The 11820-nt window shown below is 60.6% G+C and carries 13 protein-coding genes; 8 read left to right on the top strand and 5 right to left on the bottom strand.

The window, feature by feature from the left end; translation table 11 throughout:
• Positions 1–39: 39 nt before the first annotated feature.
• Together ACMXYI_RS03010 and ACMXYI_RS03005 are read right to left on the bottom strand one after the other, a co-directional pair.
• Entirely contained in the window at positions 40–1119 is a 1080-nt protein-coding gene (locus ACMXYI_RS03010) for an endonuclease/exonuclease/phosphatase family protein (protein WP_415771580.1), read from the bottom strand.
• A 75-nt stretch (positions 1120–1194) separates the two neighbouring features.
• The gene (locus ACMXYI_RS03005; RefSeq protein ID WP_415771578.1) at positions 1195–1869 is read right to left on the bottom strand and encodes a YciC family protein; all 675 of its coding nucleotides are present in this window, start codon (positions 1867–1869) and stop codon (positions 1195–1197) included.
• A gap of 178 nt (positions 1870–2047) precedes the next feature.
• Between ACMXYI_RS03005 and ACMXYI_RS03000 the strand changes: the two genes are divergently transcribed.
• From ACMXYI_RS03000 to ACMXYI_RS02990, 3 genes are all read left to right on the top strand, one after another.
• Positions 2048–2800, top strand: a complete 753-nt coding sequence (locus ACMXYI_RS03000; protein ID WP_415771576.1) for a DUF2076 domain-containing protein — start codon at positions 2048–2050, stop codon at positions 2798–2800.
• 141 nt (positions 2801–2941) lie between these two features.
• The gene (locus ACMXYI_RS02995) at positions 2942–3421 is read left to right on the top strand and encodes an NYN domain-containing protein (protein WP_046048735.1); all 480 of its coding nucleotides are present in this window, start codon (positions 2942–2944) and stop codon (positions 3419–3421) included.
• Positions 3422–3443: 22 nt separating this feature from the next.
• A complete protein-coding gene (locus ACMXYI_RS02990; RefSeq protein WP_046048736.1) occupies positions 3444–4055 on the top strand; it encodes a 3'-5' exonuclease in 612 nt (203 codons plus the stop codon).
• 124 nt (positions 4056–4179) lie between these two features.
• On the opposite strand, the gene ACMXYI_RS02985 is transcribed toward ACMXYI_RS02990, so the two are convergent.
• A complete protein-coding gene (locus tag ACMXYI_RS02985) occupies positions 4180–4632 on the bottom strand; it encodes an Lrp/AsnC family transcriptional regulator (RefSeq protein ID WP_046048737.1) in 453 nt (150 codons plus the stop codon).
• 165 nt (positions 4633–4797) lie between these two features.
• Here ACMXYI_RS02985 and yedA point away from each other — a divergent pair, with 165 nt between their 5' ends.
• Both yedA and ACMXYI_RS02975 read left to right on the top strand, forming a co-directional pair.
• Positions 4798–5724 carry a drug/metabolite exporter YedA gene (gene yedA, locus ACMXYI_RS02980; RefSeq protein WP_415771575.1) on the top strand — a complete coding sequence of 309 codons (927 nt, stop codon included), beginning with the start codon at positions 4798–4800 and terminating at the stop codon, positions 5722–5724.
• Between the two features lie 52 nt (positions 5725–5776).
• Positions 5777–7111 (top strand): DEAD/DEAH box helicase, encoded by a 1335-nt coding sequence (locus ACMXYI_RS02975; protein WP_415771573.1) that lies wholly within the window; start codon positions 5777–5779, stop codon positions 7109–7111.
• 127 nt (positions 7112–7238) lie between these two features.
• Here ACMXYI_RS02975 and ACMXYI_RS02970 read toward each other — a convergent pair whose 3' ends face one another.
• Positions 7239–8480 carry a TIGR03862 family flavoprotein gene (locus ACMXYI_RS02970; RefSeq protein ID WP_415771571.1) on the bottom strand — a complete coding sequence of 414 codons (1242 nt, stop codon included), beginning with the start codon at positions 8478–8480 and terminating at the stop codon, positions 7239–7241.
• Positions 8481–8665: 185 nt separating this feature from the next.
• Complete coding sequence (locus ACMXYI_RS02965) at positions 8666–9586, bottom strand: histone deacetylase family protein (RefSeq protein ID WP_033054220.1); 921 nt, start codon at positions 9584–9586, stop codon at positions 8666–8668.
• An 86-nt stretch (positions 9587–9672) separates the two neighbouring features.
• Here ACMXYI_RS02965 and ACMXYI_RS02960 point away from each other — a divergent pair, with 86 nt between their 5' ends.
• From ACMXYI_RS02960 to ACMXYI_RS02950, 3 genes are all read left to right on the top strand, one after another.
• Positions 9673–10242, top strand: coding sequence for a GNAT family N-acetyltransferase (locus ACMXYI_RS02960; protein WP_415771570.1), 570 nt, complete (start codon positions 9673–9675; stop codon positions 10240–10242).
• Positions 10243–10345: 103 nt separating this feature from the next.
• Positions 10346–11215 (top strand): acyl-CoA thioesterase II, encoded by an 870-nt coding sequence (gene tesB / locus ACMXYI_RS02955; protein WP_415771568.1) that lies wholly within the window; start codon positions 10346–10348, stop codon positions 11213–11215.
• Positions 11212–11805 carry an HAD family hydrolase gene (locus ACMXYI_RS02950; RefSeq protein ID WP_415771567.1) on the top strand — a complete coding sequence of 198 codons (594 nt, stop codon included), beginning with the start codon at positions 11212–11214 and terminating at the stop codon, positions 11803–11805. The genes tesB and ACMXYI_RS02950 overlap by 4 nt, the downstream gene beginning before the upstream one ends.
• The last annotated feature ends 15 nt before the right edge of the window (positions 11806–11820 follow it).

The following is an 11820-nucleotide window of genomic DNA, read 5'->3' as shown; positions in this document are numbered from 1 at the left end:
GAGCAAGCTCGCTCCCACAGGTTTTGCGTTTAACCGGAGTTACGGCGCTGCAGGCAAGAGGAAACGGGCGATCACCGGCAAGTGATCGGAGATCCGCAAGGTGTCGTCCTGTCTCACCGTCGCCTCGACCCGTTTGATCCGCGGACTGTAGAACAGGTAGTCAACAGTCCGGTCCGGGCCGTTCAAGCCCGGATCATTCGGGTAATGAGTCAGCCACTGCGCCCGGTCGATGCCGCTGGCTTCGTTGTTGGTCGGGATCATCGGGTATTTGTCCCACAGCACATGCAGCGCGCTGTCGGCGGAGTAGGGGGTGCGTTGCTCTTCGGGCAGGCGTCGGTATTGCCCCAGCGGCAACAGGTTGAAGTCCCCACCGATCAACCACGGCGTGCCGCGGCTTTCGAGCTTGTCGAGGACTTTGACCGTGGCCGTCACCTGGGATTGCAGCGTTTCGTCTGGCGGGATAACGCGGTCCAGATGGGTGTTGAGCACTGCTATCTGACTGCCGTCGCTCAACGGCAGATACGTGACCAACAAGGCATTTTTCGGTTTGAACTGGCGGGTGATGAAGTTGGCCGGCCCGATCGGTAATTGCAGGCGTTCGGCGTGTTTGATCTGGTAGCGGCTGAGGGTGGCCAGCTGCCGGCCGACGCTGCCAAAGATGTGCGGCTCAGGCACGAAGTCGGCTTTCCAGTCGAAGGCGTGAGCGTTGCACGGATACAGGTCCGCGACTCGCTCCTGAAGCAGCTTGAACTGGTTTTGGTAATCGCTGGCCTTGGCGCCTTCATCGAGCTCTTGCAACAGCACGACGTCCGGTTGCTCGTCGCGGATCACCCGCGCCACTTCATCGAGGCTGAAGGCCATGTCTTCGGGCGTGGGTTTTTCGTCATTGCCGGCCGCCAGGTCATTCCAGAACACGTAGCGTTTTCCCGCCAGGTACTGGACGTTCCAGGTCATCACTTTCAGCGCCTGCCCCGGCACCAAAGTCGGTGCCTGGGCGTTACAACTGACCGGTAAGGCTTCCTTGGCTTCGGGGCGCCAGGTCAGGTTGTAGATCAGCAAGGCAATCAGGCCGGTCACGGTCAACAGGCCCAGCAGGGTGTAGCGCAGTAGACGGGTCATGGCTCGGCTTATAGCGTTACAAAAGTTGACCCCGAGCATAACCGACAGACGGGCTTAAGCCCACGGGTAGAGCGGTCAACGCGGCCCGTCAATTTTCTCGGGCACCTCGTCAATCAGCATGAACAAGCGGAACAGCACCACGCTGACGAACAGTTGCAGGAAGCTGTGGGCGCTGTCGATCAGCACGGAAATCACTGGGTTCTGCGGTTCCGGGTAGACCGCAAGGGTCGCGCCCTTGAGCACCCACAACGGGCCCATTACACAGAGAATGCACACCAGAATGCGCAGGAAATGACCGCGGGTCAGGCGCAGGCTTTCCTTCATCGCCGCCAGCGGGGCGAAGCCGCGCAGCACCAGCAGGTACTCGCCAAATGCCAGCGTCACCATCAGCCAGATACCCGGCAGGAAATACAGCGACAGGCCGATCAGGATCAGCAAGGTATTGAGCGCGGTGAGCAGGGCGAAACGTGGCCACAGGTAGGCCGACCTCGACAACAATTCGCGGTTGCTCGGTGATTCGCCACGGCTGCGGGCATCGAGAAACAGGATCAGTGCGGCGGTGTACAGCGGATAAACCAGCAAGCCGACCATCACGCTGATACCGGGAAAGCTGTCCGGCTCGGTGGAGTGGTCGACCACTTGTTGCAGCAGCGCCTCGAAGATCACCAGCGGCAGGCACAGCCGCACGATCTGGCCCAGATTGCGCTTGAAGAAATACAGAGAGTCACGCAGCACATCGAACGAATTCATCAGTCGGTATCGCAGGTTGGAAGCAGTGGCCCACTTTAACCGATGAAGCACTTTGGGGCGCAAACGTAAACGTTCGGTAAAGGTCATTGAAACAGCTTGTTTCAGCCTCCATTAAGGTTGTGCACCTTATCCTCTTTGGAAAAGGGCAACGATTTCTCCGGCAATCTACGAGGTCGCCATGAACAGCGAAGAACAAACCCTGATCGATGGACTGTTTTCCCGGCTGCAACAGGCCGAAACGGACTCAGCCCCGCGCGACGCCCAGGCCGAGGCGCGGATCAAGGAACACCTGACTCGCCAGCCCGCGGCAGGCTATTTCATGACCCAGGCGATTCTGGTGCAAGAGGCCGCCATCAAAAGCCTCGACGAACAGAACAAACAACTTGCCCGGCAAGTCCAGCAATTGCAGGCCGAACTGCAATCGGCCAAGGCTCAGCCGGCTGCTGCGGCACCGAGCAGCGGTGGCTTCCTGTCGAGCATATTCGGTGGCGGTTCCCGTGATCCGCAGCCAGCGCCGACCCAAAGCCCACCTGCATCGAGCGGTGGCGGCTGGCGTGAACCGGCGCGGCCGTCGTTCAACTCGCAACCACCTCAGCAAAACTTCGGTGCGGCGCCTCAGCAGAATTACGCGCAGCAACAGCCTGCCGGCAGCAGCTTCCTCGGTGGTGCGCTGAAAACCGCCGCCGGTGTGGCCGGTGGTGTGATGCTGGCGCAAGGCATCAGCAGCCTGTTCCATCACAATCAGCAGCCGGAAGTGGTTGAAGTCATCAAGGAAGAACCGGCTCAGGTCAACGATCAGAGCGGTGACAACGGCTCGGGCGAAGATCAGCGCCTGGCTGACAACTCCAATGATCAGGGCGGTTTTACCGACGCCGACTACAGCGATGACAGCTCATCGTTCTTCGGCGGCGACGACGATTCCTTCGTCTGATTCATCTGTGGCGAGGGAGCTTGCTCCCTCGCCACACGGCCGATTATTCGCGGAACAATCCTTCAGGCTGGCATACTGGGCAACTTTTCGGGCCTGGTGCCTGATCCTGCCCGCGCTCCGGCGCGCCAACGAGGATGACCGGTGAAAAAAATCGCAGTGTTCGCCGATGTCCAGAACCTCTATTACACCGTGCGTCAGGCCTATGGTTGCCATTTCAACTATGCCGCGCTGTGGGCTGATATCAGCAAGCAGGGCGATATCGTCGAGGCCTATGCCTACGCCATCGATCGCGGCGACAGCAAACAACAGCAATTCCAGCAGATCCTGCGCAACCTCGGCTTCGTCGTGAAGCTCAAGCCCTACATCCAGCGCAGCGATGGCTCGGCCAAAGGCGACTGGGACGTGGGCATCACCCTCGACATCATGGACGCCGCCGATCATGTCGACGAAGTGGTACTGGCTTCCGGTGACGGTGATTTCGACATGCTGCTGGAGCGCATCATCACCAAGCACGGAGTGCAAGCCGTGGCCTACGGCGTGCCGGGCCTGACGGCCAACTCGCTGATCCGCGCCGCCAGCCGCTATGTGCCGATCGAAGGCGCGTTGCTGCTCAAGAATTGATTTTTACGGAGTTGAAACAGGTTTGGAACGCATAGCAGTCATCGACTTTGAAACCACCGGGATCTCCCCGAGCAGCAGCTGCCGGGCCACGGAAATTGCCGTGGTGATCCTTGAACAGGGGCGCATCGTCGAGCGTTACCAAAGCCTGATGAATGCCGGCGTACGCGTCCCGGCCTTCATCGAACAACTCACCGGCATCAGCAATGCGATGCTGCGCACCGCGCCGTCGGCCGAGCAGGTGATGAACGAAGTCAACGAATTCGTCGGCATCACACCGCTGCTGGCGCACAACGCCGCGTTCGACCAGAAGTTCTGGGATTTTGAGCTGGGGCGGATCAAACGCACACGCTTGCAGAACTTTGCCTGCTCGTTGCTACTCGCCCGCCGTTTGATGCCCGCCGCGCCGAACCACAAACTCGGCACCCTCACCACGTTCGCCAACCTGCCTCACACCGGTAAAGCTCACCGGGCCATGGCCGATGCCGAGATGGCGGCCAATCTGACGGCGCATTTGGCCCAGGAGTTGCGGCAGAAGCATGGGTTGCGGGAGTTGTCGCATGATCTGCTGGTGAGCTTGCAGAAAGTGCCGGCGGCGAAGATCAATGAGCACCTGAAGCGGCATCGCGGGTTCTAAGAACACCGCAAATCCCCTGTGGGAGCGGGCTTGCTCGCGAAAGCGGTGTGTCAGTCACATTGATGTTGGATGTGCCGACGCTTTCGCGAGCAAGCCCGCTCCCACATTTGATCTGCCACGGCAATTAGATTGGCTTTCCTTCCAGCTGCCCCAGCGGCACACGCTTCTCTATCGCGCTCGACAACACAATCGACGTCTTGCTGAACCCGAACTTGGCGATCCGGTTGATCAACTCTTCCAGCTCCGGCATCGACCCCACCGCCGCTTGCATGATCACGCACGGATCTCCCGTCACCCGATGGCATTCGGTCAGTTGCGGGATTTTGATCAAATCGTCGTAGGCCTTCTGATTACCGTGCTGGTTCAGCCGCAGTTCGATCACGCACTGGATCGGCAAGCCAAGCTTGGCCATGTCGACTTTCGCCTGGTAACCCGTGATCACCCCGCAGGCTTCCAGTTTGGCCACGCGCTCGGCTACGGCCGGAGCGGACAAGTTCACTTTGCGCGCCAGGTCGGCGTAGGACGCACGACCGTTTTCCAACAGGGCGCTGAGGAGCATGCGGTCGTATTTGTCCATCGTCGGACTCCTGAAAAATGACTGACTTTCGAAATCACGGTTTATAGCGATGATCTCCGTGTTTTGAAAAGTGTACCGGCGCTATAAACAGGTTTTGTAACTTATTTTACGCCGCTGGCCTTTCTAGAATAGCTGTTCACTTGTCTTGCCTACGAGCTGCCCCCCATGCCTGGCTTACGTCGTTTTCCCTTACCGTTGATCGCTGCCTTTTTCGCGTTGTACGTGATTTGGGGCTCGACTTACCTGGTGATTCGCATCGGCGTGGAGTACTGGCCGCCGTTGCTGCTCGCCGGTATCCGCTTCGTGATCGCCGGGACGTTGATGTACGCGTTCCTGCGTTGGCGCGGGGCACCGGCACCGACCTGGGCGCAGTGGAAAGCCGCCGGGATCATCGGGATTCTGTTGCTGGCGTGCGGTAACGGCGGGGTGAGCGTGGCCGAACACATGGGCGTCGCCTCGGGTGTGGCTGCGTTGGCGGTGGCGACGGTGCCGCTGTTTACCTTGCTCTGCGGATATTTCTGGGGCGCGCGTAATACCCGTCTCGAATGGGCCGGGATTGTGCTCGGGTTGATCGGCATTGCCATGCTCAACCTCGGTTCCAACCTGCAATCGAGCCCGCTGGGTGCCATGTTGCTGATATTCGCGGCAGCTTCATGGGCCTTCGGTTCGGTGTGGAGCAAACACTTGCCGCTGCCCCAGGGCGCGATGGCCAGTGCTGTGGAAATGTTGGTGGGCGGCGTGGTCCTGTTGATCGGCAGTGCACTGAGCGGTGAGCATCTGGAAGCCATGCCGCCGATCGAAGGTTGGGCGGCCCTGGCCTATCTGACTTTCTTCGGTTCGATCATCGCGTTCAACGCCTACATGTACCTGTTGAAACATGTGCGTCCGGCGGCGGCCACCAGTTATGCCTACGTCAACCCGGCCGTGGCGGTGTTGCTGGGGATCGTGTTTGTGGGAGAGACCATCGGTATCGAGGAAGCATTGGCAATGGCGGTGATTATCAGCGCCGTGGTGCTGATTGGATTGCCGCAGTGGCGCCGTGCGCCCGAACGGCCCGCCGTTGTTGTGTCGACAGAATCCCGTGTGAATTAGGGTAAACTGCGCGCCATTGCACACCCGCGCTGATTTTTCCTACGGTAATCCCATGACTTTCGCCACCCTTGGCCTGATCGAACCCTTGCTGCGCTCTCTCGAGACGCTCGGCTACCAGACCCCGACGCCGGTTCAGGCGCAAGCCATTCCGGCGGTGCTGGCCGGTCGCGACCTGATGGCCGCCGCCCAGACCGGGACTGGCAAGACCGCCGGTTTCGCGCTGCCGCTCCTGCAATTGCTGGCCATGGAAGGGCCGAAAGTGGCGTCTAACTCGGTGCGCGCGCTGATCCTGGTGCCGACCCGCGAATTGGCTGAGCAGGTTCACGAAGCCGTGCGTCAGTACGCCGAGAACCTGCCGCTGAGCACTTACGCGGTGTATGGCGGCGTCAGCATCAACCCGCAAATGATGAAGCTGCGCAAGGGTGTTGACGTGCTGGTGGCGACGCCGGGTCGTTTGCTCGACCTGTATCGCCAGAAGGCCCTCAAGTTCAATCAGTTGCAAACCCTGATTCTGGACGAAGCCGATCGCATGCTTGATCTGGGCTTTTCCGAGGAACTGGGGAATATCTACCGCGTGCTGCCCAAGCAACGTCAGACGCTGTTGTTCTCCGCGACTTTCTCCGACGCGATCCGCTTGCTGGCCGGACAAATGCTCAACGATCCACTGAGCATCGAAGTCAGCCCGCGCAACGTGGCTGCCAACACCGTCAAGCAATGGGTGGTGACGGTCGACAAGAAGCGCAAGCCGGAACTGTTCATCCATTTGCTGCGCAAGGGTAAGTGGAAGCAGGTGCTGGTGTTCGCCAAGACCCGCAATGGCGTGGACGCGCTGGTGGAAAAACTCCAGGGCCTGGGCATCAATGCCGACGGCATCCACGGCGACAAACCTCAGGCAACCCGCCAGCGCGCACTGGACCGTTTCAAGGCCAGTGAAGTGCAGATTCTTGTGGCCACCGACGTTGCGGCCCGTGGTCTGGATATCGAAGATTTGCCATTGGTGGTCAACTTCGACCTGCCGATCGTGGCGGAGGACTACATCCACCGGATCGGTCGTACCGGTCGCGCGGGTGCATCCGGGCAGGCGATTTCGCTGGTCTGCGCCGATGAAGTGAATCTGCTGTCGGCTATCGAGACGTTGACCCGTCAGACATTGCCTCGCCAGATGGAACATGACTTCGAGCCTGAGCACCGGGTGCCGGATACCGATGCCAGCGGTCAGGTGGTCAAGAAGCCGAAAAAACCGAAGAAGCCGAAGACCTCCGGTGGAGGTAAGCGCAATCTGGGCAAGTGGGTTGAGAGTGGGGATGCTTCGGCGCCGGAGCCTTCGATCAAGCCTGTGCGGAAGGTGCCGGTGTTTAATACTGGGCCGCGTAAGAAGAAGCCTTGACCCCTAAAGATCGTTCCCACGCTCCGCGTGGGAATGCCTCTTCGGACGCTCCGCGTTCGGCTTTGAAGGGACGCGGAGCGTCCCGGGCTGCATTCCCACGCAGAGCGTGGGAACGATCAGTCAACGATCAGCATCGCTGTTTCAACCACTCCACCATCCCCAACCCCGCCGCTCGCCCACTGGCGAAACACGCGGTCAGTAGATAGCCGCCCGTCGGCGCTTCCCAATCCAGCATTTCCCCCGCGCAGAACACGCCTGGCATTTGCTTGAGCATCAAACGTTCATCCATCGACTCGAAGATCACTCCACCGGCGCTGCTGATGGCCTCGTCCAGTGGGCGGGTTTTCACCAGTGTCATTGGAAGCGCCTTGATCGCTTTGGCCAGCAGCGCCGGATCAGCGAAGCATTCGGCCGGAGTGAGTTCGCGCAGCAACGCCGCTTTCACACCATCGATCCCGAGTTGGCTGTGCAGATGTTTCGACATGGAACGTGACCCGCGAGGTTTGCTCAGCGCAGCCTGCACTTTATCCACAGGTCTGCCCGGCAACAGGTCCAGGTGAATGGTTGCCGAGGCCTGCTGATTGATGGCTTCGCGGATCGGCGCCGACAAGGCGTAGATCAAACTGCCTTCAATCCCGGTTGCCGTGATCACACATTCCCCGAGCCGCGGCACGTCGTCATTGAGGCCAATGGCGATGTTTTTCAGCGGTGCGCCGGCGAATTTGCTGACCATCAACTCAGTCCAGGCCTGCACCTCGAAGCCGCAATTGCTCGGTTGCAGCGGCGCGAGTCCTACGCCGCGTTGTTCCAGTGGCAGCATCCAGGCGCCGTCCGAACCGAGGCGCGACCAGCTGCCGCCCCCGAGGGCCAGCAAGGTGGCATCAGGCTTGACGGTTTTTTCGCCTTCGGGGCTGTCGATGCGCAATCCACTGCGGTCATCCCAGCCGAGCCAGCGGTGACGGGTGTGGATAACTACGCCGGCATCTCGCAGGCGTTTGAGCCAGGCGCGCAACAGGGGGGCGGCTTTCATGTCTGTAGGAAAGACTCGCCCGGAGCTGCCGACAAAGGTTTCGATGCCCAGGTCATGAATCCATTGGCACAGCGCATCAGCGCCAAATGACCGCAACAGCGGCGCAATTTGCGGCGCGCGTTCGGCGTAGCGTGAGAGAAACGCTGGGTAGGCTTCGGAATGGGTGATGTTCATGCCACCCACGCCGGCCAGCAGGAACTTTCGCCCCACCGAAGGCATGCCGTCGTACAGATCAACCTTGATCCCGGCCTGGCTCAGCACTTCGGCCGCCATCAAACCGGCGGGGCCGCCGCCGATGATTGCGACGTGTGGGGAGAGGGCGGTCGAAGGCTGAGTCATGGAGTGCGCTGCGGTTTGGCGGGATAAGCGGCGCATTCTACCAGCACAGGGGGTCTATGTTGTTTTGACGGGCTGGTTAAAAAATAACCACCGCTGTGCAGGATATACGCAGCATGGCCTGTAGGACCTTTCACTCAGGTTATCCACAGGCAGTTCCACAGGCATTGTGGGTAAAGACCCACACCTCAATGACAACCTGATGACTGCCAGACCCGTTGCGCACTGTGATGCAGGATTCCATGACGGCGCGCCAACGCCTTGCGGTCCTTGCTGTAGCCGCCGCCGATTACCCCGACCACCGGGATATCCCGGCCCAGGCAATGGCGCATCACACTTTCATCGCGAGCGGCGACGCCTTCGTCTGTCAGCTTCAGGTAGCCGAGCGCGTCATCTTTATGCACATCGACGCCGGCGTCGTACAACACCAGGTCAGGTTGGTAGAGCGGCAGCAAATAATTGAGCGCATCGTCCACCACCTTCAGGTAATCGGCGTCGCCCATACCCTTGGGCAGTGGAATGTCCCAGTCGCTTTCGGCTTTGCGTGCAGGAAAGTTCTTCTCGCAGTGCAGGGAAACGGTCACCGCTTCCGGGGTGTTGTGCAGGATCCGTGCAGTCCCGTCGCCCTGATGCACATCGCAGTCGAAGATCAGCACCCGATTTACACGGCCGCTTTCCAGCAGGAAATGGCTGATCACCGCCAGGTCATTGAAGATGCAGAACCCGGCAGGATGGTCGTAGTGAGCGTGATGGGTGCCGCCGGCCAAGTGACAGGCCAAGCCATGTTCCAGCGCCTGTTCGGCCGCCAGCAGCGAGCCGCCGACCGCACGTACCGTGCGCCGGGCCAGGGCTTCGCTCCACGGCAGGCCGAGGCGCCGCTGGTCTTCGCGGGACAACTCGCCGCCCATGTAGCGTTCGATATACGCAGGGTCATGTGCGAGCGCGAGAATCTCTGGCGGGCAGAGGTCGGGGCGCAGCAGGTCAGCGTCCCGGGTCAGTCCGCTGTCCACCAGGTGGTCGCGCAGCAGGCGAAACTTGTCCATGGGGAAGCGGTGATCCGCCGGGAACTCGGGACTGTAGTCTTCGTGGTAGATCAGGGGCAGGGGCATGGCTGATTTATACAGGACGGTAGGTAGGAATGAGTGAAGGATCCTACCAGCGATGTAGACTTGCGGCATGGGAACGGGGGGGCACGATGGAACCGATACTGCAACTCGAGAGCGCACGACTGCTGTTGCGGCAGTGGAGCGATGAGGATTTGCCGGAGTTTGCGGCGATGTGCGCCGATCCACAGGTGATGCGATATTTTCCGGCGCCCTTGAGTCGATTGGAAAGTGCTTCGTTGATCGGACGGATTCGTGGCCATTTTGCCGAGCATGGCTTCGGTCTCTGGGCGCTGGAGCGCAAGGATACCGGGGCGTTCATCGGTTTTACCGGGCTCGCAGAGGTCGGTTTCGACGCGCGTTTTACCCCGGCCACCGAAATTGGCTGGCGCCTGGCCCGCGAGCACTGGGGCCTGGGCTACGCCAGTGAAGCGGCGTGGACCGCTCTGCGCTGCGGTTTTGACCGGTTGGCGCTGAAAGAGGTCGTGTCCTTCACTACTGAAACCAACACGCCGTCGCAGAAAGTCATGCAGGCCATCGGCATGCACCATGATTCAGCCGATGATTTCGACCACCCGATGCTCGCGGCCGATCATCCCCTGCGTCACCATGCGCTGTACCGCATCACCCGTGAACAATGGCTGCAAACCTTGCATGGATAAGCCGGCACGGACGTTTACAATGGCTCCCATGGGCCCTGGCCAGAAATTGAATCGACCGTCGCAGCCAAGACTGCGCGGCATGCGTTGTGTGAGGAGAGTCTGAATGAGCCAAGTGTTGGATGATCTGGTTGACCTGCTGACCCTGGAACCGATCGAAGAAAACCTGTTCCGTGGCCGCAGCCAGGACCTGGGTTTTCGTCAGCTGTTCGGCGGTCAGGTGATCGGTCAGTCCCTGTCGGCGGCCAGTCAGACGGTCGAAGAAGCGCGCCATGTGCATTCGATGCACGGCTATTTCCTGCGTCCCGGCGATTCCGCGTTGCCTGTGGTCTATCAGGTTGACCGGGTGCGCGACGGTGGCAGTTTCAGCACGCGCCGGGTGACGGCGATCCAGAAGGGCAACCCGATTTTCACCTGCAGTGCGTCGTTCCAGTACGACGAAGAAGGCTTCCAGCACCAGGCCGAGATGCCGATTGTGGTCGGCCCGGAAAACCTGCCGTCGGAACTGGAACTCACCCAGCAGCGTGCGCACCTGATTCCCGAGCACATGCGCGAAAAATTTCTGTGCCCCAAACCGATCGAGTTCCGACCGATCACCGAGAAAGATCCCTACAACCCGCAGCCGTCAGATCCGATCAAGTACGTCTGGTTTCGCGCCGACGGTGCCTTGGCCGACTCCCCGGCGCTGCATAAATACTTGCTGGCCTACGCCTCGGATTTCGGTCTGTTGACGACGTCGATGCAGCCCCATGGCAAATCGGTCTGGCAGAAAGACATGCAGGTTGCGAGCCTCGATCACGCGCTGTGGTTCCATCAGGACCTACGTGCCGATGATTGGTTGCTGTATGCAATGGACAGTCCTTGGGCGGGCAACTCGCGCGGTTTCTCCCGCGGTAGCGTGTTCAACCGCGCCGGGCAACTGGTGGCGTCGGTCACGCAGGAAGGCCTGATTCGCCACCGCAAGGATTGGGCATGAGCCTGGCCGAGGTGCGGCACTGGGTGTTCGACATGGACGGCACCCTGACGGTGGCCGTGCATGACTTCGCGGCGATCCGCGTGGCGTTGGCGATTCCTGCCGAAGACGACATCCTGACCCACCTCGCCGCGCTGCCGGCCGATGAAGCCGCCGCCAAACATGCGTGGTTGCTGGAACACGAACGGGACCTGGCGCTCGGTTCGAAAGCGGCTCCGGGTGCGGTAGAGCTGGTGCGTGAGCTGGCCGGGCGCGGTTATCGCCTGGGCATTCTCACGCGCAATGCACGCGAACTGGCGCACGTCACGCTGGAGGCGATCGGCCTGGCCGACTGCTTTGCGGTGGAGGATGTGCTGGGCCGTGATGAAGCGCCGCCAAAACCGCATCCTGGTGGTTTGCTGAAGTTGGCCGACGCCTGGAATGTCCCGGCCAGTGAGATGGTGATGGTCGGTGACTACCGCTTTGATCTGGATTGCGGTCGAGCGGCAGGGGCGCGGACGGTGTTGGTGAACCTGCCGGATAATCCCTGGCCTGAGTTGGCGGATTGGCATGCGGCGGATTGTGTGGCGTTGCGGGAAATGTTGTCGGCTTGAGGGCCTCATCGCGAG

The organism is Pseudomonas lyxosi (assembly GCF_047758685.1).
GTDB lineage: Bacteria > Pseudomonadota > Gammaproteobacteria > Pseudomonadales > Pseudomonadaceae > Aquipseudomonas > Aquipseudomonas lyxosi.
The sequence above is the reverse complement of the archived record's forward strand: the minus strand, read 5'-3'. Positions and strand labels throughout refer to the sequence as shown.